Source organism: Burkholderia sp. SIMBA_051 (assembly GCF_046534915.1).
Taxonomy (GTDB): domain Bacteria; phylum Pseudomonadota; class Gammaproteobacteria; order Burkholderiales; family Burkholderiaceae; genus Burkholderia; species Burkholderia ambifaria.
Window position 1 is genome coordinate 215,645 of the sequence record NZ_JAWRXS010000012.1, and the last position, 23,174, is coordinate 238,818.

A 23,174-nucleotide genomic window follows, 5' to 3' on the forward strand; every position below is an offset into this window, starting at 1 on the left:
CACCGCGAACGCGTCGACTCCCGTCAGCGCAGCGGAGGATGTTCGATGGCCACGAGCGCGTCGAACGCGTCGGCTTGCGGAAACGCCGCCCACGCTTCCGGTCCCGCCTCGATTTCCTCCACCGTCAACAGGCACGCATCGAGTTCGCGGCGCAACCGTTCGTGATCGATCGACTGGCCGATGAACACGATTTCCTGCCGGCAATCGCCGACCGGCTCCGCCCATTTTTCCAGCACGCCGGCGCGGCGATAGTCGTCGCGCGGCCAGTCCGACTGCGGCACGAATCGCCACCAGCGGCCGACGTAGCCCCACTGGAACCGGCCCCCCGTCTGCACGAGCATGCCGATCTCCTCATGGCGGTGCGCAGCCCACGCATAGCCTTTGCAGCGAAGTAGCCGGCCGTTGGTCCACGGCCGCCGCAGCCAGGCGAGCAGGCGCGCCGGATGAAACGGCGCACGTTCGCGATAGACCCACGATCCGATTCCGTATGTGTCGGATTCCGACGGTCGTTCGTCGACCTGCATGTGGCGCATCCATCCCGGAGATTCGACGAGCGCCGGCAAATCAAAGCGCCGGGTATCGAGCACGTCCGACGGATCGATTTCACCGTCCTGCATCGGCAGAATCCGCGCGGATGGATTCAACGACGCGAGCACCGCGCGCAGCCTGTCGAAACCCGCATCGCCGATCCGATCGAATCGGCTGACGAGGACGACGTTCGCATACTCGACCTGTTCGATCAGCAGGTCCGACAGCTTGCGTGGCTGCCCGGTTTCACTTCCGTTCGAGGCCGGTTCTTCCGACGTGATCATGTCCTCGAACGTCTCGCCGTTGACTACCGTGACGAGCGTATCGAGCCGCGCGAGTTCGCTGAGGCTGAAGCCGTCGCGATCGAGGAACGCGAACGTCTCCGCGACCGGCATGGGCTCCGAGATTCCAGTCGACTCGATCAGCAGGTAATCGAAGCGCTGCTGTCGCGCGAGCGTGCTGACCTGATCGAGCAGATCGGCGCGCAGCGTGCAACAGATGCAGCCGTTGCTCATCTCGACCAGCTCGTCCACGCCGCGATGCAGCTCGACGTTGCGTCGCACCTCGTCGGCGTCGACGTTCACTTCGCTCATGTCGTTGACGATCACGGCCACCTTCAGGCCGGCGCGATTGCGCAGGATGTAATTCAGCAGCGTCGTCTTCCCGGCGCCGAGGAATCCGGACAGTACCGTCACCGGAATCCGCGCCGGCGGGCCGGCCGGCGCGGGTTGATTCGCCAGCGCATTCATGCACGCGTCTCCGGCGCGCGATCGAGGTAGCCTTCGAACAGATCGGCCACGACATAACCGTCGTCGGCGGCGTCGCCCCACAGACCCCTCACGCGGAATTCGACGTGATAGGTCGGCTGATGCGCGGCGCCGGTGTCGCCGTGACCGATCGCGTCCGGGAACGGCCACGATTCGGTCGTCCGGTGCAGCACGACGCCTGTCTTTCCTCGCACGTAGCCCGGTGCCCGGATGTGTCCGCTCACGTATTCGTCGCGCACGACGACGCGATCGCCGACCTCGAACCGCGTCGCGCCCGCGGGCGCCGCCCGGCCGACGGAATGCGACGGGTTCGCGAGCCGGAAGTGCGAACCGAGCGCGCGGTCGAGTTCGTCCTGCGTCAGCACGCCGGTTTCGACGAGCAGCGTCGCGGTCGCGATCACGTAGCGCTCGTAGTAGCGCGTGCCGACATGCTGGCGCACGTCGATCCGTTCGACCGCGTGACGCACTTCGTCGACGCTGAACTTTTTCAATTGATCGACACCGACGAACATCAAGCTGTATGCGAGATGTTCCCAGTCTTCCTTAAAGACCGGCTTGTAGCCGAGGCTGTTGATCGTGTGCGGCACCCGGCCGAAGCCCTGGAATCCGCCGAGGTCGTGAAAGCCGTCCATCTGTGATCTCCGAAATGAAGGTCGATAAGGGAATGCGGCGCGGATCAGCTCGCGCGCGGTAGCGCGACGCCGATCAGCACGTCCTTCGTGACAAGCGTTCGCAGTTGTTCCTCGGTCATGTGCTCGGTGCCGGCGGGACGCACGGGCAGCACCAGGTAGCGGCTTTCGGCCGTCGTGTCCCAGACCTTCACGACGACGTCGTCGGGCAAGTCGGTACCGAGTTCGCGCAGCACCGTGCGCCCCTCGCGGACGAGCCGCGCGCGGTATTCGAAACCCTTGTACCACTCGGGCGGCAGCCCGAGCACCGGCCAGTTCGTGCACGAGCACAGGCTGCAGACGATCACGTTCTTCAGCGTCGGCGTATCTTCGAGCGCGACGATGTATTCACCCTGCGGGCCGGTGTAGCCGAACTGCGCACACGCGGCGGTACCGTCCTTCAACAGCAGCTTGCGAAACCCCGGATCGACCCACGCACGCGCGACGATGCGCGCGCCGTTGGCCGGGTCCCAGGTCGTCGACATCAGTTCCGTCAGGCCTTCGATATAGCCGTCCGGGATCAGGTTTTTCTCTTTCATCACGCGAAACAGCGCCCAGGCGCGTTCGCCGGGTGTCGATGCTGTTTCTGCAGAGTGGTTCGCGCTCATCGTGGGGCTCCTCGTGGGGGTTCGGGTCGACCGCCGCCACGCCGCTGCTTCCCTGGCGGCGCGCGGACACGTCGTATCGGTCACGCTACGACGAGTAGGTTAAGAAGAGAAAAAGCGCGGTTCTTTGCCGGCACGGATCGGAAACTGTGCTGAGACGGATCCAACACCTGCCTTTGTTGCGACTGCATGGCATCGGCGGCAGAGGCCCGCCACAGCCAATTTCTTGTTCCGCCGGAAAACAGAATCGCGGATTTTGCCTCCCTATTCTCATCCTCAAGCGACGGCCGTTCGGTGTCGCGAATCGTCGGTGCACCCGATGCGCCGATGGATAACAGCGTGCAGCACACCACGACTCCGGCGTCCGGCAACGGCGCGCGTGCGTCGCACATCGGACGCGATGGTTTCTGCGCATCCAGGCAAGGGGCATGATGGACAACGTCAACAGAATGAAACTGAAGCGAATCGCGCACTGGATCGGCGCATCGCTGCTGGTCGTCGCGTCGCATTACGCTGGCGCGGTCGAGGTGGATCCGGGCGACTACGAGCAGTACCCGGTCGGCGCGACGATCGGCGTGCTGTATTACAACTATTCGGCGACGAACGCGTACTACGCGAACGGCAGCAAGGCGTCGAATTTCGATCTGCAGTCGAACATCGGCATCGCGCGGCTGCTGCACGTATTCCAGATTACCGACCGGCTGACGATCGATCCGCAGGTGCTGCTGCCGTTCGGCCACGTAAGCGGTTTCGGCAATGCGAGCGCGCTCGGCAGCACGACCGGCGTCGGCGACGTGATTCTGACCGCGCCGCTGAAATTCCGCCTGAACGAAGCGAAGGACGTGATCGCCGCGACCGTCTACCTGTATGCGCCGACCGGAAGCTACGACCAGAACCGCGGCCTGAATCTCGGCGCGAACCGCTGGTCGCTCGACTTCCAGGCCTCGTACGTGAAGCATTTCTCGGCGCAGTGGGCGCTCGACCTCGTCGGCGACGCGATCTGGTACGGCAACAACACGTCGTACGGCGCAAGCGGTGCGACGCTGCATCAGCGGATGAGCTACAGCGCGCAGGCGATGGTTCGCTACATGCCTGATCCAGGCACATCGCTCGGCTTAGGGATCACGCAATTCTGGGGCGGCGAAACGCGCGTCGACGGTGTCGACGGCCATGACGCGCTGCGCACGACGCGGATGCGGCTGACCGCGTCGAAGTTCGTGACGAAGGCCGACCAGGTACAGGTCCAGCTCGGCACCGACCTGAGCGTGCGCAACGGGCCGAAGAACAGTCTGCTCGTCGGCCTGCGTTACGCGCACATCTTCTGACGATGAGCCGGCGCCGGGTTCTGCTTCCGGCGCATATCGATTCCTTTTACCGACAGTTGATTCGTCGACACCCGCCCCCTTTCCAATGAGGCCATGCATGGAATCTGCAATCGATAAACACCTGGTCTGCCCGCGCACGCTGTCACGCCGTGTCGCCGACGACTACCAGCCGCCGTTCCCGATGTACGTCGCCCGTGCGTCCGAAGACCTGAGCCAGGTCGTGATGGGCTATTTCGGCGTGCAGTATCGCGGCGCCGACAAGCGCTCCGTCGCACTGGCCGCGCTGCGCCGGATCGTCGCCGATTTCGATGCGCCGGACGGCCCGGGCAATCATGATCTGACGCAGCACACCGACAACCAGGGCTACGACAATCTGATCGCCGTCGGCTACTGGCGCGACCCTGACGCATACGCGCGCTGGATCGCGTCGCCGGCGGTCGCCGAATGGTGGGCATCCGACGCGCGACTCGAGGACGGCATCGGCTACTTCCGCGAGATCGTCGCGCCGCGCGCGGAGCAGTTCGAGACGCTGTACGCGTTCACGGACGATTTTCCCGGGGTCGGCTCGATCATGGACGGCGTCAGTGGGGAGATCGAGGAACACGGTTACTGGGGGTCGATGCGCGACCGGTTCCCGATTTCGCAAACCGACTGGATGCATGCGGACGGCGAATTGCGGATCGTCGCGGGTGACCCGGCGCGCGGCGGCCGCGTGGTCGTGCTGGCGCACGACAACATCGCGCTGATCCGTTCCGGGCAGGACTGGCGTGCGGCCGAAGACGACGAACGCCGGCTGTATCTCGACGAGATCGAGCCGACGCTTCGCAGCGGGATGGACTTCCTGCGCGACAACGGCGTCGACGTCGGCTGCTATAGCAACCGCTACGTGCGGTCGATCGATCTCGACGGCAATCTGCTCGACGAGAGCTACAACATCGGCCACTGGCGCTCGCTCGACCGCCTCGAGCGATGGGCCGAGTCGCATCCGACGCATCTTCGGATCTTCGTCACGTTCTTTCGCGTCGTCACCGGGCTGTCGAAGCTGCGGCTGTATCACGAGGTGTCCGTATTCGACGCGAAACATCAGGTCTACGAATACGTGAACTGCCATCCGACAACCGGGATGATGCGCGACGCCGTCGCCCGCTGAATCGTGCCGGCGCCGCGCAGTTCGGGCGGCGCCTCCTTACTGAACTGGAGAACGTCGATGGCCATCAAACGCCCGACCCGCGAACAACTTTCCGACATCGCAGCCGGCTTCGGCTTTCATGTCGATGCCCGGCAGCTCGCCGATTACGATGAAGTGCTGCAGGCGAATTTCGACGCGTACGACGCGATCGACGCGCTGCCCGACTATCTGCCGACCATCGCGTATCCGCGCACGCCGGGCTACCGCCCGGAAGGCGACGAGAACCGTTATGGCGCGTGGGCGCGCAAGAGCACGATCCACGGCGCCGCCGACGGCAAGCTGCGCGGCAAGACCGTGGCCGTGAAAGACAACATCTGCGTCGGCGGCGTGCCGATGCGCAACGGCGCGAGCACGTTCGAGGGTTACGTGCCCGACGTCGACGCGACTGTCGTCACGCGGATGCTCGACGCCGGCGCAACGATCGCCGGCAAGTCGACCTGCGAGTACTACTGTTTTTCCGGCGGCTCGCATACGAGCGCGTCCGGGCCCGTGCTCAATCCGCGCAAGGCCGGACATTCGGCCGGCGGTTCGTCGTCCGGCAGCGGTGCGCTGATCGCGAGCGGCGAAGTCGACATGGCGCTCGGCAGCGACCAGGGCGGCTCGGTGCGGATTCCGTCCGCGTATTGCGGTGTCTACGGAATGAAGCCGACGCACGGCCTGGTCCCGTATACCGGCGCCATGCCAATCGAGGCGACCGTCGACCACCTCGGGCCGATGACGAGCAACGTGCTCGACAACGCGCTGCTGCTCGACGTGATCGCCGGTGACGACGGACTCGATCCGCGCCAGCGGGCGCTGCCGCCGCGCGCCGACTATCTCGGTGCGATCCGGGACGGCATCGCCGGCCTCCGGATCGGCATCCTGCGCGAAGGGTTTGGACTCGCGAATTCGGAGGCGGTCGTCGACGAGGCCGTGCTCGTCGCCGCGCACCGGTTGCGCCAGCTTGGCGCGAAGGTCGACGAGGTATCGGTGCCGTTGCATGCGGCCGGAACGGCGATCTGGCTGCCGATTGCCGCCGAAGGCGCGACTCAGCAGATGATGAAGGGCAACAGCCACGGCTTCAACTGGGGCGGCCTGTACGTGACGGGCATGATCGATCATCACGCGGGCTGGCGCGAGCGTGCCGACGAGCTGCCGGATACCGTCAAGGTGACGATGCTGCTCGGAGAATATTTCACAAGCCGGTATCGCGGCCGTTATTACGCGAAGTGCCAGAACCTCGCACGGCGGCTGCGTGCGGATTACGACACGGCCTTGCAATCGTATGATCTTTTGCTGATGCCGACCGTGCCGATACGCGCGTCGAAACTGCCGGAGCCCGATTGCCCGATGTCCGAATCGCTGACGCGCGCGTTCGAGATGCTCGCGAATACGGCACCGTTCGACGTATCCGGACATCCGGCAATGTCGCTTCCCTGCGGGATCGCGGAAGATCTACCGATCGGGCTGCAACTGGTCGGGCGTCGCTTCGACGAGGCGACGATCTACCGGTGCGCCTATGCGTATGAACAGTCGTCCGACTGGCGCCAGACGACGTTCGCGTGATGAGCCGGGCCCGCCGGCGCACCCTGTCGCGTCGGCGGCCAATGCGGCGCGGGGTGTCGACCGGGTTGGACAACGCGTTTTTGAACGGGCACGCTACTCGCTGCCGTTTGCTTATCCATGTGGGGCACGATCATGACAACACCTTCGATCCCTCCCTTCCCCGGTTGCGAAGACTTCGCCCTCGCGTCAGGCGGTGCGCCGTTCGAATGGACGCGTTCGTCGATCGAGGTCGCGACCGACGGCTCTGTCAGCCAGCGCATCGAATTCTGGCGCGAGATGATCCTGCGCCTGTTTGCGGATGTGCAGATCGCGGCAGTCCAGAAAGACGATTTCTTTGGCCGGGTGCGGCAGCGCAAGTGCGACAAGCTGCGGATCTCGGATATCCACGCGAGCGAACAGGCGGTGACCCGGCGCTTTCGTCAGGCGCGTAGCGAGTACGAGGACAAGTATTTCGCGGTACTGATGCTCGAGGGTAGCCAGTCGGTCGAACAGGACGGCAAGATCGTCACACTGCGTCCGGGCGATTTCGCGGTGTACGACGCGACCAGGCCGCATCACCTGCAGTTCGGCCAGTCGTGGCGCGAAATCGTCGTCAGCATTCCGCGCACGACGCTCAACCAGCTCGTCGTCGGGATGGAGCACCGTACCGCTTGCCCGATGCCGACCGGGCAAGGCGTCGGCTACGTGATGCGCGGGTTTCTCGAACAGATGTCGTCGCAGATCCGCCACGTGTCCGAGGACGAGATGCTGCAGTTGTCGGATACCGCGATCTCGCTGATCGCGATGACCATCGGGAGCCTGCAGCGCAACGACGTCGCGCAGTCGCGGATGAAGGCGCTGACGCTCACGCGCGTGAAACGCCATCTGCTCGAACATCTGCGCGACCCGGAATTGAACCCCACGATGGTCGAGCAGGCGACCGGGATATCGTCGCGGTACATCAACAAGCTGTTCGAGGCGGAAAACACCTCGCTGATGCGCTACATATGGAACCTGCGGCTCGAACGGTGCGCGGAAGATCTCGCGAATCCGCAATGCGGGGTGCTGCGTGTGTCCGACATCGCGTTGCGCTGGGGATTCAACGACATGTCGCATTTCAGCCGGGCCTTCCGCGAACGGTTCGCGGTGGCGCCGCGCGCGTGGCGCCGGCAAGGTGGTGCGGAGAGTTGACGGTGTGACGGTTCCCCGCTGATCCAATTGTCGGTATTCGCTATCTCCCCGCCTGAGGGACCTCTCATCGATGCCGAGGCGTTTTTGTTGCGATCTATCAGGATAAGTATTCTTATCACAATACCTCTATTATCGAGCAAAACTCGAGCGCACCGAACCACGTCAGATGTGGCCGGCACGCACGAACTCACCTGCCGATCGGCAGCCCCGTCGGCTCGATCCACCCGAGCCGATACGCGATCAGCAGCGACAGGAACAACGTGATCGACAAGCCGACGCGCGCCGCGAGCGACCACGCCATCCGCTTGCTCCTGCCGCGGTCGTGATTCATGAAATACAGCGCGAAAATCAGGCTTCCGATAATCAGCGCGAACGCCACCGAAACCAGCGCAATCTTCATCGTTGATGCTCCTCCAGGCCCGAATCGGCCTTCAGCAGTTCAGTCAGTCTTTGCCGCTCGGCAGCGACGTCGGCCACACCCGACGCCGGCCAGTCGAGTGCGACGCCATTGCCCAGCGAATCGCGCACGAGCGTCTGGTAACGCCGGTCGCTGATTCGCCCGTCGTCCATCGCCTCCGAGATCTCATGTCGAAACGGTAGCGGAAAGCTCGTGTATGCGCGCGACAGCGCCGCATATTGCCGCGCGTCGATCTCCTTCGACGACGGCACGACGGCCCACACGACGACGGCCACGATGGCTGCGAAAGGAATCGCCGTGTAGCGGAGAACGAACTTGATCGGGGTCATGAGGCGGATATCGAAGTAACGACGATGTAGCGGGGAAAATAGCGGCGAAGTCACGCCGCACGGACGGCGCACCTGGGCCGCGTGGAACCGGATGCCGCCCGCGCAAGCCACGGCCGGCAGCGGCCTGCCGACATGGCAGACATTGTACTTAAAGCCCCATTCGGCTAACAGAGTATGATAATGTCATTATCATGTCTTGCAGATGATTCGAGCAACCCGGCCCCCTTTGCCGGTGGCCCACGCGGGCGCCTGACACCTGACACCGGTGTCGGTCGTCCTGTCCGTGCCCGCCATCCGGGCGATTGAGTACCCCTATGCCAGCGCAGTACTTTCGAAGCCTCACCGGAAAACACCGCAGCGCGACCGCGAACCGTCAGCTCGGCTTTTCGCTGGCCTTCGTCGCGGGCGCGGCCAACGCCGGCGGCTACCTGGCGGTCAAGCAATACACGTCGCACATGAGCGGCATCGTGTCGGCGATCGCCGACCAGACGGCGCTCGGCGACATCCAGCTCGCGCTGGCCGGCATCAGTTCGCTGGGTTCGTTCCTGATCGGCGCCAGCTGCTCGGCGATCCTCGTCAACTGGGGGCGGCGTCGCGGCCTGCAGAGCCAGTTCGTGCTGCCGCTGCTGGTCGAAGCCGTGCTACTGCTTCTGTTCGGGCTACTCGGCAGCCATCTCGCGCTGTGGGAAACGTTCTTCGTGCCGGTCACGGTCACGCTGCTGTGCTTCATCATGGGTCTGCAGAACGCGACGATCACGAAGCTGTCGGGCGCGGAAATCCGCACGACACACGTGACCGGCATCGTGACCGACCTCGGCATTGAGCTCGGCAAGCTGTTCTACTGGAATCGCTCGGCCGTCGACGTGGACGCGCACGCGGTGATCGCCAACCGTTCGAAACTGAGGATTCACGCGACGATGCTCGCGTCGTTCTTCGTCGGCGGGCTCGCCGGCGCGATCGGCTTCAAGCATGTCGGCTACGTGGTGACCGTGCCGCTCGCCTGCCTGCTCGTGATGCTCGCGGCGATGCCGCTGATCGACGACCTGCTTGCGTGGCTCGAACGCCGGCGTTGAGCCGGCGCACACGCTGCAACGGCGCATTCGGCGCTGGCGCCGAATGCGGATGCATTATAATTTGATTAACATATCGACCACCCTGCCGCACGATGGAAACGAAAACCGCCCGCCTGACCGTCCTGATCGATCCCGCCAAGAAAGAAGCGTTCGAAATGCTCTGCGCGGAGCAGGATCTCACGCCGTCGCAAGTCGTGCGTCAGTTGATCCGCGAGTATCTCGACAAGCACGGCGTCACGTACAAGACGAAGAGCGCGCTCGGCAAGCGGATGAAGTAACGCGGCAGAACCCGCGCCGCGCTCAGGTGCAGCTCAGGTGCAAATTTCCCATCGCGCGTGTTCACGCGCGCGCCACACGAGCCGCTCGGGAGCGATGCACTCCCCTTCCTTCATGCGCCGGGCGGTGGGCGACAGCTTGAGCTCGCCGGCCGACGCGAACCCCAGCGCGCGTTCGAGCAGGATGCGCAGCGACGGCAGCGGGTTGCCGTTCTTCCACGCAAACGCGATGAAGTTGTTGTCGTCGCCGCACGGCAGCAGCGCATACGAATCGTCGAACACCTCGCGCAATTGCGCGAGATGCCGCGGCAACGCCGGATCGTCGTCCATGAAATTGATCGCGAGCACGCCCGTTTCGCTCAACCGCGCACGGCACGCGTCGAAAAACGCGGCGCCCGTGCAGCGGCCCGGCATGCCGTCGGCGACGAACGCGTCGTGCAGGATCACGTCCGCCTTGACCTCCGGCCGGCCGACGTAGTCCGCGCCGTCCGCGCAGATCACGGCGAAGCGCGCGTCGTCTTGCGGAATCCTGAACACATCGCGCAGCGCGATCACGTCCGGGTTGATCTCGACCGCGTCGATCGCCGTATCGGGCAGATGGCGATAGCAGTACTTCGCCAGCGATCCGCCGCCGAGCCCGATCATGCAGATGCGCGCGGGCGCCGGCTGCAGCAGCAGGAAACCCATCATCACGCGCGTATAGCCGAGCTCGAGCCGGACCGGATCCTTCAGCGACATGAAGCTCTGCGTGCCGAAGTGGTCGAAGTGCAGCGAGACCGTGTGCTTGGTCTCGAGCACGAACGGACGGCCGTCGTTCAACGGCATCGCCAGAAACCGCAGGAATGCGTCATAGGAAATTCGATCCTCGCTCATGGTCGGCAGCCCGGTGGTCGGAGAGTCGGTCGAACCGCGCGCGGTCAGACCTTCTTCAGGTAGCACGCCTTCAGCATGAAGCCGCCCATGTCGGTCTTGCAATCGACTTCGTGATCGCCGCCGACGAGCCGGATGCTCTTGACCTTGGTGCCCATCTTCAGCGTGATCGACGAGCCCTTCACGCGCAAGTCCTTGATCAGCACGACCGAATCGCCATCCGACAGCACGTTGCCGTTCGCGTCCTTGACGACGTCGCCTGCCGGTTCGTCGCCGGCGTCCGCGCCGGCACCGGCCGACCATTCATGTCCGCAGTCCGCGCACACGGTCAGCGTGCCGTCCGGGTAGGTGTTTTCCATCGCGCATTGCGGGCAGGCGGGGGCGGCGTTCATTGCAGCTTCCATTCGGTGGGAGTTCGGGTCAATCGAAAAAAATGCCGGGCACGCAAGCGCGTGGCCCGGATCGCGCATCGCGGCGGCCCGTCGACAGGGCGACGGGGCGGCCTTCATGCACACGGCATTATAATGCAATACACATAATCCGGCTGTCGTATTATAATCGTCCACTTTCGAGCATTCGCCGGACTTGATGGCGGTTTCGCTGAGGATGTCGACATGTTCGAGATGAATGAAGCACCGGCGTCGGGCGCGCAAGGCCCGGCGCCCCGTCGGCAGGCCGTGTGCCGGGCCTGCGGGCCGGCCGTTGCACGCCGTTCCGACGACTTTCCCCGGGGCTGATCCGCATCGTGGCAACCGTCGTCTACGTTGAAATCGGCTCCGCATGGAACCGCGACCGTGCGCTTGCGTCCCGCGACGCGATCGTCGCGGCGGCACACCGCTTCAAAAGCGACATCCTGCTGCTCGCCAACGGGCTCAGCGGCAGCGCGAAGGACGCGACGGCCATCGCGGCGCTGCAGATGCATGGCGGCACGTCCGCGCAGGTGCTCGCCACCGGTCCCGACGAGGAAGCCGCGCTCCACGCGCTGCTGCCGTTGCTGCAGGCGGGTTGACTCCGCGTCGCCCGACCCCACGGCCTCGTGCCGTTCACCCTGAATCACCACTCTCCGAGGAAGCGATGAACGACAACGTCATGTCCAACACCCCCAACCTGTCGGCCTCCGCACTCTGGGCGCTCGAGCGCCTCGCCGATGTGCGCTACGGCCGCGATGCGCCGGCGCTCGGCTGGTCGGTCGAACAGGAGCTCGTCGGCGCGGGCTTCGTCAGCCATGCGTCGAACAGCCGCTCCGGCGCGTCGATCACCGCGCACGGCCGCAGCTTCTTGAAGAGCCGCAAGTAGGAGTGGGTGGCGCGGGCGCGATGCCGCTTCGTGCGAAAGATGCGGGCGTATCGATGTCCGCCGTGACGCGTCCGCGCACAACCCGCCGCTGCTGAGTTTCGCCCCGGGCTGCCAGCGATCGACACGCATTCGTCGAGCGCCGTGCGCCACGGTGAGGCCGCGATGTGTCGTCGTGCGACCTTGACCGTGCCGCCACCGGCGGACGTCGGCGACGGCCATTCGCTCGATTCATTTGCATTCCCCTAAGCAGGCAGGGATTGGCGGCGGCGCGCCGATTTCCGCGGTATCGTACTGAGCCCTGGCGCGGCGCACGGCCGCGCCTTCCCTGCCCCTTTCACATGGAACGCCGAATGACATCCAGCGCGCTGCCGCCCGTCATGTCCCCGCCGGTTCTCGACACCCCCCGCCTGATACTCGAAGGTCATCCGCTCGGCGACTTCGACGCGCTCGCCGCGATGTGGGCCGAGCCGACCGTCGTCGCGCACATCTTCAACGGCCAGCCGTCCGCGCCGCGCGACTCGTGGATGCGGCTGCTCGCCTATCGCGGGCTGTGGCCGCTGCTCGGCTACGGCTACTGGGCGATTCGCGAGAAGGCATCGGGCCGCTACGTCGGCGATCTCGGCTTCGCGGACTTCCACCGCGCGGTCGAGCCGTCGATTCGCGGCGTGCCGGAAGCCGGGTGGGCGCTCGCGAGCTGGGCGCACGGCAAAGGTTACGCAAGCGAAGCGCTGTCGCACGCGCTCGACTGGCTCGATGCGCAGAACCGGTTCGAACGCAGCGTATGCCTGATCGCGCCGACCAACGTCGCGTCGCTCCGCGTCGCGGAGAAGGCCGGGTATGCCGATCCGGTACGAATCCGCTTCAACGACGCCGATTCGCTGCTGTTTTCGCGCGCGTGCCAGTAATTGCGGTGCCCTGCGTCGGCCGCCGCACGGCGGCTGATGTCCCCGATCTCCCCGATGTGGTCGATGTCCCCGATGTGGCCGATGTGGCCGATGTGGCCGGTGTTGCCGGTGTTGCCGGTGTTGCCGGTGTTGCCGGTGTTGCCGGTGTTGCCGAGGTTGCCGAGGTTGCCGGTGTTGCCGGTGTTGCCGGTGTTGCCGGTGTTGCCGGTGTTGCCGAGGTTGCCGAGGTTGCCGAGGTTGCCGAGGTTGCCGAGGTTGCCGAGGTTGCCGAGGTTGCCGATGTGGCTGATGCCGCCGATGTGGCTGATGCCGCCGATGTGGCTGATGCCGCCGATGTGGCTGATGCCGCCGATGTGGCTGATGCCGCCGGTGTTGCCGGTGTTGCCGGTGTTGCCGGTGTTGCCGGTGTTGCCGGTGTTGCCGGTGTTGCCGAGGTTGCCGGTGTGGCCGGTGTGGCCGGTGTGGCCGGTGTCGCCGGTGTCGCCGGTGTGGCCGGTGTCGCCGGTGTGGCCGGTGTCGCCGGTGTCGCCGGTGTCGCCGGTGTCGCCGGTGTCGCCGGTGTCGCCGACGCGACCGCTGCAGCTATTGCGCGCGAGCCATATCGGCTCGTGACGGCGCCACCGCGCCGACCGTAGCCGCATCCGCGGCCGAGCCGGTCGTCTGCCAGCCGCCGCCCAGCGCCTTGTACAGCGCGACGAGATCGGTCGTCGTCTGCAACGCGCCCTGCACCGCCTGCTGCCGCCCCTCCGACCATTGCCGCTCGGCGTCGAGCACGTCGAGGAACGGCGACAACCCCTTCCGGTAACGATCGCGCGCGAGTTCCAGCGCGCCCTGCTCGGCCTTGACCGCATCGTCGAGCGCGGCCGCGCGTGCCTGGTCGGTGCGGTAGACGGCCAGCGCGTTGTCGACGTCGCGCAGCGCGACGAGCACGGCCCGTCGATAGGCGAGCGCCGCTTCGGCCTGGCGCGCCTGCGACAGCCGCAGGTTCGATACGAGTTGCCCGCCCGAGAAGATCGGCAACGACACGGCCGGCCCGAACGAGTAGAACAGATGCGACCAGTGCGCGAGCTCGCGCACGTGCGCCGCGCGCAATCCGACCTGCCCGGTCAGCGAAATGTCCGGATAGAACTGCGCGACCGCGACGCCGACGTCGGCGGTCGCCGCATGCAGCTCGGCCTCCGCGCGGCGGATGTCGGGCCGCCGGCGCGCCAGCGTCGATGGCAGTCCCACCGGCACGGTGGGCGGCACGCCCGGCAATGCGCGCGGCGCGTCGAGCCAGTCGTCGAGCGCGCCCGGGGCACCGCCGACCAGATACGCGAGGCCATTGCGCAGCAGCACGATCTGCTGGTCGAACTGCGGCAGTTGCGCACGAATCTGCGCGAGCCGCGCATCGGCGCTGCGCACGTCGAGGTCGCTTGCCAGACCATGCGCGGCCTGCGCGCGCGTGAGATCCAGCAGGTCGCGCTGCGCGCGTTGCAGGTCGTCGGCCAGCGCGCGTTGCGCTTCGGCGCCGCGCAGTTGCAGATAGGTCTGCGCGACTTCGGCCTCCAGCGACAGCAGCGCATCGTCGCGGCTCGCGACCGCGGCGCTCGCCTGCGCGCCGGCCGATTCGACCGAGCGACGCACGCGCCCGAACAGGTCGAGTTCCCACGATGCGTCGAACCCGGCCTGCCACACATTGACCGGCGCTTCGAGCGAATCGATCGCGGCGCGTGCGCCCTGCTGCACGCTCGCGCCGGTGCCCGGCCCGAAGCGGTCGAGCGGTGAACCGGGCGCGCCGAGACGATCGACGCGCTGGTCGATACCCTGTTCCTCGATGATGCCTTTCAGGCCCAACTGTTCGCGCTGATAGCTCGCGTTCGCCCGCACGTTCGGCAAGCCCTGCGCGGCGGCCGCGCGAACCTGCGCACGTGCCTGCGCGATGCGCAGCACGGCCGCCTGCACGTCGAGGTTGTCGCGCGCGGCACGCTCGACGAGGCGATCGAGCAGCGGATCGCCGAACGCGCGCCACCAGCGCGGGTCGGGATCGGCGCCGGTCGTCGGCGACGACGGCGCATGCGCGCCGGCGGCCGACGCGCGCGATGCGCCCGACGCGCCCGACACGCCCGATGCGCCCGATGCACTCGACGCCCCCGACACGCCCGACACGCCCGATGCGCCCGATGCCTGCGATGCCTGCGATGCCTGCGATGCCTTCGATGCCTTCGATGCCTTCGATGCCTTCGATGCCGCAGCAGCCGACGCCTGCAGGTCATGCCAGTTCGCCGGCACATCCGCCTGCGGCGGCTTGAAATCCGGCCCGACGGTACAGCCCGCGATCGCCAAGCAGGCCGCCAGCATCGCGGCTACGCCGCGCGGTTGCAGCGCATGCCGGCGGCTGCCGCGCTGTCGATTCATCATCATCGTCAATGCCCTCCCGCGCCGCGTGCGGCCTTCACCGGCGAGAACAGGAACGTCAGCGGAATGCTGAACGCGCAGAACACCGCGAGGATCGCGAACACGTCGATATACGCGAGGATCGTCGCCTGCGAGATGAACGTCTCGTACAGCCGGCCGGTCGCGGTTTGCAGCGCGGCCGGCGGCGGCACGCCCGACAGCGCGCCGATCGCGCGCGCGTTCTCGTGCAGCGCGTCCTGGAAGTTCTGCGACACCGGCGACATGTGCGTGGACAGGTGCGCCATGCGCGCCTGCGTCCGCTCGCGGATCAGCGCGGTCGACACCGAGATGCCGATCGAGCCCGCTACGTTGCGGAACATCGTGAACAGCGCGGATGCGTCGTCGTTGAGCCGCTGCGGGACGGTCAGGTACGCGAGCGTGGTGATCGGCACGAACATGAAGCCGATCGCGAGCGACTGCGCGCAGCGGATCATCACCAGGTGCCGGTAGTCGATGTCCGGCACCAGCAGCCGCGAATAGACCAGCGCGACCGACAGCAGCACGAAACCGAAGCCGACCAGATAGCGCGTCTGCACGTGCGGCATCAGCCGGCTCACGAGCGGGATTTCCAGCGTGATCAGCAGCGCGCCGGGCGACAGCACGAGGCCCGCGAGCGTCGCCGTGTAGCCGAGGTGCTGCTGCGCGAGTTGCGGGACGATCACCGCGCTGCCGTACAGCACGGCCGCGAACGTCGCGATGGTAACGCAGCCGAGCGCGAAGTTGCGGTCGCGCAGGCACGACAGATCGACCACCGGCTTCTTCACGCGCAGCAGCCACAGCGTCGCGCCGATCAGGCCGAGTGCCGACAGCACCGCAAAGACGCGGATGAAGTTCGATCCGAACCAGTCCTCGTCCTCGCCGCGATCGAGCATCACCTGCAGGCAGCCGAGCCCGATCGCGATCAGCCCGATGCCGATGTAGTCGACCGAGATCCCGCGCTCGGCGCCGCGTCGCCACGGCGGATCCTCGACGAGCTGCATCACCGCGAGCACGGTCAGCGCGCCGATCGGCACGTTGAGCAGGAACACCCAGCGCCACGAGAAATGATCGGTGATCCAGCCGCCGAGCGTCGGCCCGAGCACCGGCGCGACGACGATCGCGATCGCCGAGATCGAGAACGCGCGGTTGCGCTGTTCGGGCGGAAACGTGTCGAGGATGATCGACTGCTGGTTCGGCTGCAGCCCGCCGCCGAAGAGGCCCTGCAGCACGCGGAACACGATCAGTTCGCCCAGGTTGGTCGCGACGCCGCACAGGAACGAGCACACGGTGAACGCGGCGATGCACAGCAGGAAGTAGCGCTTGCGGCCGAGCAGGCGCCCGAGGAAGCCGGAAATCGGCAGCACGATGCCGTTCGCGACGAGGTACGACGTGAGCGTCCAGGTCGCCTCGTCGTAGCTCGCGGACATCGTCCCGGCGATATGAGGCAGCGCGACGTTGACGATCGTCGTGTCGAGCACCTCCATGAACGCGGCGAGCGTGACGACGATCGCGATGACCCACGGGTTCGCGGCGGGCCGCCACGCGCCGCCGGACGAAGCGGAGCCGTCGGGCGGCTTGTCGGACGGCCGGTTCATCGACGGGCCCCCGTCAACATGGCGGACGTGCGGATGTCGGGCATCGGATCGCTCCGGTGAAAGCGGGCCGCCGCGCGGCGGCCGGTCATTTCAGGTGCACGGTCGGTTCGGCCGACAGGCCGAGACCGAGCGGCGGATTGTTCGGCAGCGGACCGTCGAGCACGATCTTCACGGGCACGCGCTGCACGATCTTCACGAAGTTGCCGGTCGCGTTCTCGGCCGGAAACGCGGAGAAGCGCGCGCCGCTGCCGAGCTGGATGCTGTCGACGTGACCGTGCAGGTCGAGATCGGGATACGCGTCGACCGACACGTCGACGCGATCGCCGATGCGCATCCGCTCCAGTTGGGATTCCTTGAAGTTCGCGGTGATCCACACGCGCGGCGTGACGACCGAGAAGACCGACGCGCCGGCTTGCAGGTACGAGCCGAGTTGAACGTTCCTGCGCGTGACCCAGCCGTCGGACGGTGCGCGCACTTCGCAGTACGACAGGTTGAGGTTCGCCGTATCGAGCTGCGCACGTGCCGCCAGCACCTGCTGGCGGCGCTCCTCGACGGCCGTTTCGGCCTGGCGGATCTGCTGCGGCACGAGGCTCGCGGTGCGCGCCTGGGCTTGCGCCATCGCGACGTTCGCATCGGCGCTCGCCCGCTGCGCGTCGGCCGCGTCGATCGCCTGCTGCGAGGTTGCGCGCGCATCGACCGCACGCTGCCGTTCCTGCGCGGCGAGCGCCTGCCGGTACGCGGCTTCCGCCGATTCGATCTGTGCCCGCGCCTGCTTGTACTGGGCCGGGAACTGCACGTGCGCGATGTCGAGCTGCACGCGCGACGCATCGAGCTGCGCCTGCGCGAGGCCGAGTTGCGCGCGCGCCGCGTCGACCTGCGCACGGTAGTCGCGCGGATCGATCTCGACCAGCACGTCGCCGCGGTGCACGTACGTGTTGTCGTCGACGGCGAGCCGCGTCACGTAGCCGGAGACATGCGGCGCGACGGCCACCGCGTTGCCGTCCGTGTATGCGTCGTCGGTGCTTTCCTGATTGCGCGTCGCGAGCCACCACACGAGCCCCGCGATCACCAGCACGACCGCCACCGCGCCGAGGATGATCAACGGCTTCTTGCCCGGCCGCTTGCGTTCGCCTTCACCTGCGCCGTTGCCGCCGTCGCCATCGCCGCCGGTGCGGCCGCCTCGGTCGTCATGCGGATGGCCGTCGCCCCCGCCGCCCCCCGGCGCGTCGGTGTCGCGTTCGTCGTGGCGGCCGGCTCCGGCGCGCCCGCCGTGGCCGCTGTCGGCGTTGCCGTCGCCGGCGCGGGTGATGGTTGGTGGTGCAAGCTCCGTAGATCCTGCGTCCGCGTATGGGATCGGAATAGCTACCGGCAGCGCCCACGCACCGCGTCGTCCCGGCGTGAACGCGCGGCGCAGCACGACGCGGAATCGCTCATGAATGGACAACGGGAACAGGGTCGCATCGGGCATGAAAGATCGCTCCAGGGCGGTGGCCGCGGGCGGCATTGCCCGCGCCGGCCTTCAAGCGCGCGGGCAAGCAAGCGGCGCACCCGGCCGGCGCGCGGACGGGGCAGCACGCGCTGAACTACGTTGAGCCGCGGCTCGTACGGGCCGGCGGCCGTTGCCAGGTGTCCGGCCTGCGGAACAAATGACAACGCATTGAAAAATCGCAGGCGGCCCGCGGCCGGCTGCGGGTCGTCTTGAAGCGCGGCTCGCGTATCCGCGCCTGTTCCGAACTCACGTGAACCGTGCGCCGCACGAATGCACCGCTGTCACGCGTCCGTCTGCCTCTCGCTGACCGGCGGGATCGCGGGGTTCGGAGCCTCGCGCGCGAGCCCCTGCGCGAACACCTTCAACCCTTCGAGCAACGGCGTCAGCGCGTCCCACAACGCTTCGTCGTGCAGCAATCGGTATGCGCCGCGCACGCCGGGCGCGACGTGTTCGTGCTCATCCGGCTTCCACGCGCCGATGTGATGCAGCGCATCGGCCGCCGCGAACGCGGCCTTGCCGAACTGCTGCGGCGGAATGCGCGACAGCGCCATCACGAGTGCGGCAAGATTCTGCACACCGGTTTGCATGCCGGGCTTGTCCAGCGCGCCGACGAACGTCTCGGCCATCTGCGCGTTCGCGCTGACGACCTCGTTCGCGAAGCGCAGAAAGCCGTGCCGGTGCAGGCTGCCGAGCAGGCTTTCGAGCGCGTTATGCGCATCGGGTTCGGGTGCGGGAGGCGGCGTGCCGGGGGATGGGCGATCGGTCATCAGCTGTTCTCCGGATGGGGCGCCGCACGGCCGCCGTGGCGGCGGCCGCGCGGGCGCCGGATTCGTGTCGTGCTTCGTTCACCGCGCCCGCCGGTGCGCGGCCGATGCCGCCGTCAGTGCACGGGGCCGCCGGGCGGCGCCTTGTATTCGCTGCGTGCGCCCATCGCGTCCTCGACGGCCTTCACGCCATGCACCGCGGCGATGCCGTCGACGATGGCATGCCGTTCCGCTTCCTCCACCTGCCCGCTCAAGCGCACATGCCCGTGCGAGACGCTCACGTCGACGTCGCGTGCACGCCCGACCAGATGGCCCAGCGCGGCGCGTACGCGTTCGGCGAGCACCACGTCGTCCGCATCGCCCGAGAGCCAGTCGGCGCGCAGCCCCGCGATCGCGCCGCGCGCGCGGTCGGCTGCCCGCTTCGCCTGCGTGTTCGCATAGTCGAGCACACCGTGCCGGCTCGCCGCCGCCTTGTCGCGCACGTAAGCGCGCCGCCGCCGGCCCGACGCCGGATCGAGGAAGTACATCGCCGCCGCGCCGCACGCCACGGCCACCGCTAGATTCAACAACGGATTGTTCGAACGCGTTCTGGAAGTCATGGGAATCACCGTAGTCGATACCCGGTACCGCCGGGCTTCGTCATCACGAGACAGCATGTGCCGTGCCTCGTGCGTAAGCCGCTGCCGCGTGTCCGCCTGCGCGGCATCCGGGCCCGCGCCGCCCGGCGACCGCGGGATCCAACGACGCGCGAAATGACAAGCGCTTGAAAATTCCGCGGCTGGGGGTTGGCCCGCACGAACGAATGGCGCGACGCAGGAAGGCCCGGCGGGCGACGCGGCGCGACGGTGCGCGGTTCGAGCCGTGCATGAGCCGCCCACCGCCTGCGAGCGGGTTCATGGATCCGCGTCGGGGCGACGGGTGTCATCGCGATACATACGCATCCAAGTCGAGGGCGACAACGCGAATGACCGTTAGTTGCGATTGAAGGATGCCGTTGCAATCCGGAAAGCGGAAACGCCGTGCCGGGCATCGGTCATCCCCGCGCCAGCCGCGCGGACGCCGCAACATAACCAACCGCCGGGGGCACGCAACCGCCGCCTGACCGGCGTTCACGGCGCCGCGCCATGCTCCCTCTGCCAACGCTCCATCAGCGCGATCTCGTCGCGCTGCGCGGCGATGATGCGGCTCGCGAGCTTGCGCAGCGTCGGGTCCTTGCCGTATTTCAGCTCGACCCGCGCCATGTCGATCGCGCCCTGGTGGTGCGGCGTCATGTGCTCGACGAAATCACGATCGGCGTCGCCGGTGTACGGTGCGGCGTCCATCGCCTCCATCATCCTGTGGTCCGCGCGCTTGTACGCTTGAGTCGGTGTGTCGGGCGCGGCCACGGGGGCTGGCGGGCGCAATTGGCCCCACGCCGGCAGCGCGGCAACGGCCGCGACCAGCAGCGCGCAGGCCGCGCAGTTCCAGGACGTGCGCATCGGGCGGCGAGTGAACAGATCCATGTCGTGACTCCTCGAAGATTGAACGGCCAGGCGCACGCCGCGCGGCGGACCGAGCTCGCCTATCGCCACCGTGCGCGCGCATGTGCGTCGCACGCGCGATGGATCGCGCGCATCCTGTGCGCCGATCTCGATCCTGCACGCGCGGATGTGTTCGCCGCGCCAGCCGTCAAGCGGCGCGGCGCTCGCATCGGTGTACGTATAGCTGAGCCCCGTCACGGGCTTCGCGTCGACCTCGCCGACGACGATCGTCGGCGCATGCCATGCGTAGGTGCCGTCGGCGTCGGGCCGATCGGTCGGCAAGCGGTACGGACGCGCACGTCGTCGATCGCCAGTACGTCGGAAAGTGCCATCGCCGCACTCCGGATTGCTTGCCGTGTGCTTGCAACGCCAGCATGCAATGCCCGTGCCCGATGCGCGCGGCACGCGCCTTGCGCGAGCGCCCGACAGCGCCGCGCAGGAGCATCGCCCGCGCACGGCGCTTCGGCTCATCCGGAACCAAGGAGAAACGGCATGGCGACAGTGGCGGATTTCATCGTCGAACGGCTGTACGACTGGGGCGTGCGCCGCGTGTACGGCTACCCGGGCGACGGCATCAACGGCTTCTTCGGCGCGCTCAGCCGGGCCGAGGGCAAGATCGAATTCATCCAGGCGCGCCACGAAGAGATGGCGGCCTTCATGGCGTCCGCGCATGCAAAATTTACAGGCGAGCTCGGCGTGTGCGTCGCGACGTCCGGCCCCGGCGCCACGCACCTCGTGACCGGCCTGTACGACGCGCGGCTCGACCACATGCCGGTGCTCGCGATCGTCGGCCAGCAGGCGCGTGCCGCGCTCGGCGGCCACTATCAGCAGGAAGTCGATCTGCCGGCGCTGCTCAAGGACGTCGCGGGCGCCTTCGTCCAGCTTGCAGTGGTGCCCGCGCAGGTACGCCATCTGGTCGACCGCGCGGTGCGCATCGCGCTCGGCGCGCGCACCGTCACCGCGCTGGTGCTGCCCAGCGACCTCCAGGAGCTCGACTACGCGCCGCCGAAGCGCGCGCACGGCACCGTGCATTCGGGGGTCGGCTATACGCCGCCGAAGGTAGTCCCGTACGCGGACGACCTGCAGCGCGCGGCCGACGTGCTCAATGCGGGCAAGAAGGTCGCGATGCTGGTGGGCGCGGGCGCGCTGCACGCGACCGACGAGGTGATCGCGGTGGCCGACCGGCTCGGCGCTGGCGCCGCGAAGGCGCTGCTCGGCAAGGCCGCGCTGCCGGACGACCTGCCGTGGGTGACCGGCTCGATCGGGCTGCTCGGCACCAAGCCGAGCTACGAGCTGATGACCGAATGCGACACGCTGCTCGTCGTCGGCTCCGGCTTCCCGTATTCGGAATTTCTGCCGAAGGAAGGCCAGGCGCGTGGCGTGCAGATCGACCTGAAGGCCGACATGCTGAGCCTGCGCTATCCGATGGAGGTGAACCTCGTCGGCGACAGCGCCGAGACGCTGCGCGCGCTGCTGCCGCTGCTGAAGGAGCGCGGCGACACCGGCTGGCGCGACCGGATCGCGAAATGGAATGCGGACTGGCGCGACACGCTGGCCGCGCGCGCGGCCGCGAAGGCGAGCGCCGGGCGCGGCGTGAATCCGCAGCGCGCGTTCACCGAGTTGTCGTCGCGGCTGCCCGACGACGTGATCCTGACGAGCGATTCCGGCTCGTGCGCGAACTGGTATGCACGCGACCTGATGATGCGGCGCGGGATGATGGGCTCGCTGTCGGGCGGGCTGGCGTCGATGGGCGCGGCGGTGCCCTACGCGATCGCCGCGAAGTTCGCGTACCCGGTGCGCCCGGTGATCGCGATGGTCGGCGACGGCGCGATGCAGATGAACAACATGGCCGAGCTGATCACCGTCGCGAAGTACTGGCGGCAATGGCCCGATCCGCGCTGGATCTGCATGGTGCTGAACAACGAGGACCTGAACCAGGTCACGTGGGAGCAGCGCGTGATGGAAGGCGACCCGAAGTTCGACGCGTCGCAGCAGATTCCGAACGTGCCGTACTCGCGCTTCGCGACGCTGCTCGGGCTGAAGGGCATCTACGTCGACGATCCGGAACAGCTCGGCGCCGCGTGGGACGAGGCACTCGCGTCGGACCGTCCGGTCGTGCTCGAGGTGAAAAGCGATCCGGAGGTGCCGCCGCTGCCGCCGCACGTGACGCTGCAGCAGGCGAAGCACTTCGCCGAGACGCTGGTGAAGGGCGACCCGCGTGAAGCGAACGTGATTGTCGAGACGGCGCGGCAGGTGCTGTCGGCCGTGTTGCCGGGCAATGGCGAACACGGTGGCAAGGGGGGCAAGAAGGAGTCGTAGCGGAGGATGGGCGGCGGCGCGGCGGAGTACGGCGCGTTCGCGGTGTCGCCCGTCGCGTCCCGTGCGAGGCGGCGCGGCGGCGCGTCAGTGGGTCAGTGGATCAGTGCGT

At 67.3% G+C, this 23,174-nt stretch carries 23 protein-coding genes; 10 read left to right on the top strand and 13 right to left on the bottom strand.

What is annotated here, in order from left to right; translation table 11 throughout:
* Positions 1-23: 23 nt before the first annotated feature.
* From SB771_RS27125 to nthA, 3 genes are read right to left on the bottom strand one after another with little or no spacing between them, the layout of a single operon-like run.
* Positions 24-1,277 carry a GTP-binding protein gene (locus SB771_RS27125; RefSeq protein ID WP_175661263.1) on the bottom strand — a complete coding sequence of 418 codons (1,254 nt, stop codon included), beginning with the start codon at positions 1,275-1,277 and terminating at the stop codon, positions 24-26.
* Positions 1,274-1,927, bottom strand: coding sequence for a nitrile hydratase subunit beta (gene nthB, locus SB771_RS27130; RefSeq protein WP_175661262.1), 654 nt, complete (start codon positions 1,925-1,927; stop codon positions 1,274-1,276). The genes SB771_RS27125 and nthB overlap by 4 nt, the downstream gene beginning before the upstream one ends.
* Before the next feature lie 44 nt (positions 1,928-1,971).
* A complete protein-coding gene (nthA, locus tag SB771_RS27135) occupies positions 1,972-2,571 on the bottom strand; it encodes a nitrile hydratase subunit alpha (protein ID WP_175661261.1) in 600 nt (199 codons plus the stop codon).
* Positions 2,572-2,996: 425 nt separating this feature from the next.
* Here nthA and SB771_RS27140 point away from each other — a divergent pair, with 425 nt between their 5' ends.
* From SB771_RS27140 to SB771_RS27155, 4 genes are all read left to right on the top strand, one after another.
* On the top strand, positions 2,997-3,893 hold the full coding sequence (locus tag SB771_RS27140) for a transporter (protein ID WP_175661260.1): 897 nt from the start codon (positions 2,997-2,999) through the stop codon (positions 3,891-3,893).
* A gap of 97 nt (positions 3,894-3,990) precedes the next feature.
* Positions 3,991-5,043 (top strand): phenylacetaldoxime dehydratase family protein, encoded by a 1,053-nt coding sequence (locus SB771_RS27145; protein WP_175661259.1) that lies wholly within the window; start codon positions 3,991-3,993, stop codon positions 5,041-5,043.
* A 57-nt stretch (positions 5,044-5,100) separates the two neighbouring features.
* Positions 5,101-6,627, top strand: coding sequence for an amidase (locus SB771_RS27150; protein WP_175661258.1), 1,527 nt, complete (start codon positions 5,101-5,103; stop codon positions 6,625-6,627).
* A 132-nt stretch (positions 6,628-6,759) separates the two neighbouring features.
* The gene (locus SB771_RS27155) at positions 6,760-7,797 is read left to right on the top strand and encodes a helix-turn-helix domain-containing protein (protein WP_175705049.1); all 1,038 of its coding nucleotides are present in this window, start codon (positions 6,760-6,762) and stop codon (positions 7,795-7,797) included.
* A 187-nt stretch (positions 7,798-7,984) separates the two neighbouring features.
* On the opposite strand, the gene SB771_RS27160 is transcribed toward SB771_RS27155, so the two are convergent.
* Positions 7,985-8,197, bottom strand: a complete 213-nt coding sequence (locus SB771_RS27160) for a twin transmembrane helix small protein (RefSeq protein ID WP_006752898.1) — start codon at positions 8,195-8,197, stop codon at positions 7,985-7,987.
* Positions 8,194-8,544, bottom strand: coding sequence for a hypothetical protein (locus SB771_RS27165; RefSeq protein WP_175661256.1), 351 nt, complete (start codon positions 8,542-8,544; stop codon positions 8,194-8,196). Before SB771_RS27165 ends, SB771_RS27160 begins: the two co-directional genes overlap by 4 nt.
* Before the next feature lie 314 nt (positions 8,545-8,858).
* Between SB771_RS27165 and SB771_RS27170 the strand changes: the two genes are divergently transcribed.
* Both SB771_RS27170 and SB771_RS27175 read left to right on the top strand, forming a co-directional pair.
* Complete coding sequence (locus SB771_RS27170) at positions 8,859-9,617, top strand: YoaK family protein (protein WP_011661419.1); 759 nt, start codon at positions 8,859-8,861, stop codon at positions 9,615-9,617.
* 92 nt (positions 9,618-9,709) lie between these two features.
* On the top strand, positions 9,710-9,895 hold the full coding sequence (locus SB771_RS27175) for a ribbon-helix-helix protein, CopG family (protein WP_006752901.1): 186 nt from the start codon (positions 9,710-9,712) through the stop codon (positions 9,893-9,895).
* A gap of 33 nt (positions 9,896-9,928) precedes the next feature.
* Here SB771_RS27175 and SB771_RS27180 read toward each other — a convergent pair whose 3' ends face one another.
* Positions 9,929-10,765, bottom strand: coding sequence for a spermidine synthase (locus SB771_RS27180; protein ID WP_165754582.1), 837 nt, complete (start codon positions 10,763-10,765; stop codon positions 9,929-9,931).
* Positions 10,766-10,809: 44 nt separating this feature from the next.
* The gene (locus SB771_RS27185; RefSeq protein WP_006752903.1) at positions 10,810-11,154 is read right to left on the bottom strand and encodes a zinc ribbon domain-containing protein YjdM; all 345 of its coding nucleotides are present in this window, start codon (positions 11,152-11,154) and stop codon (positions 10,810-10,812) included.
* 353 nt (positions 11,155-11,507) lie between these two features.
* On the opposite strand from SB771_RS27185, the gene SB771_RS27190 reads away from it, so the two are divergent.
* The 3 genes from SB771_RS27190 to SB771_RS27200 all read left to right on the top strand — a co-directional run bounded on the left by SB771_RS27190 (position 11,508) and on the right by SB771_RS27200 (position 12,963).
* Positions 11,508-11,771, top strand: a complete 264-nt coding sequence (locus SB771_RS27190) for an HPr family phosphocarrier protein (RefSeq protein WP_041491840.1) — start codon at positions 11,508-11,510, stop codon at positions 11,769-11,771.
* A gap of 65 nt (positions 11,772-11,836) precedes the next feature.
* Entirely contained in the window at positions 11,837-12,058 is a 222-nt protein-coding gene (locus SB771_RS27195) for a hypothetical protein (protein WP_011661424.1), read from the top strand.
* Between the two features lie 350 nt (positions 12,059-12,408).
* Positions 12,409-12,963, top strand: a complete 555-nt coding sequence (locus tag SB771_RS27200; protein WP_244096800.1) for a GNAT family N-acetyltransferase — start codon at positions 12,409-12,411, stop codon at positions 12,961-12,963.
* Between the two features lie 582 nt (positions 12,964-13,545).
* Here the strand turns inward: SB771_RS27200 and SB771_RS27205 are convergent.
* The 6 genes from SB771_RS27205 to SB771_RS27230 form a co-directional block, all read right to left on the bottom strand.
* The gene (locus SB771_RS27205) at positions 13,546-15,366 is read right to left on the bottom strand and encodes an efflux transporter outer membrane subunit (RefSeq protein ID WP_175661254.1); all 1,821 of its coding nucleotides are present in this window, start codon (positions 15,364-15,366) and stop codon (positions 13,546-13,548) included.
* Positions 15,367-15,368: 2 nt separating this feature from the next.
* Positions 15,369-16,973: a DHA2 family efflux MFS transporter permease subunit gene (locus tag SB771_RS27210; protein ID WP_175661253.1), complete on the bottom strand. Its 1,605-nt coding sequence runs from the start codon at positions 16,971-16,973 to the stop codon at positions 15,369-15,371.
* A gap of 85 nt (positions 16,974-17,058) precedes the next feature.
* Positions 17,059-18,441: an HlyD family secretion protein gene (locus SB771_RS27215; protein ID WP_175661252.1), complete on the bottom strand. Its 1,383-nt coding sequence runs from the start codon at positions 18,439-18,441 to the stop codon at positions 17,059-17,061.
* A gap of 302 nt (positions 18,442-18,743) precedes the next feature.
* Positions 18,744-19,229, bottom strand: a complete 486-nt coding sequence (locus SB771_RS27220) for a DUF1641 domain-containing protein (protein ID WP_175661251.1) — start codon at positions 19,227-19,229, stop codon at positions 18,744-18,746.
* 113 nt (positions 19,230-19,342) lie between these two features.
* The gene (locus SB771_RS27225; RefSeq protein ID WP_011661430.1) at positions 19,343-19,825 is read right to left on the bottom strand and encodes a BON domain-containing protein; all 483 of its coding nucleotides are present in this window, start codon (positions 19,823-19,825) and stop codon (positions 19,343-19,345) included.
* A gap of 510 nt (positions 19,826-20,335) precedes the next feature.
* Positions 20,336-20,728 carry a DUF305 domain-containing protein gene (locus tag SB771_RS27230; RefSeq protein ID WP_175661291.1) on the bottom strand — a complete coding sequence of 131 codons (393 nt, stop codon included), beginning with the start codon at positions 20,726-20,728 and terminating at the stop codon, positions 20,336-20,338.
* Between the two features lie 510 nt (positions 20,729-21,238).
* Between SB771_RS27230 and SB771_RS27235 the strand changes: the two genes are divergently transcribed.
* Positions 21,239-23,065 carry a thiamine pyrophosphate-requiring protein gene (locus tag SB771_RS27235; protein WP_175661250.1) on the top strand — a complete coding sequence of 609 codons (1,827 nt, stop codon included), beginning with the start codon at positions 21,239-21,241 and terminating at the stop codon, positions 23,063-23,065.
* The last annotated feature ends 109 nt before the right edge of the window (positions 23,066-23,174 follow it).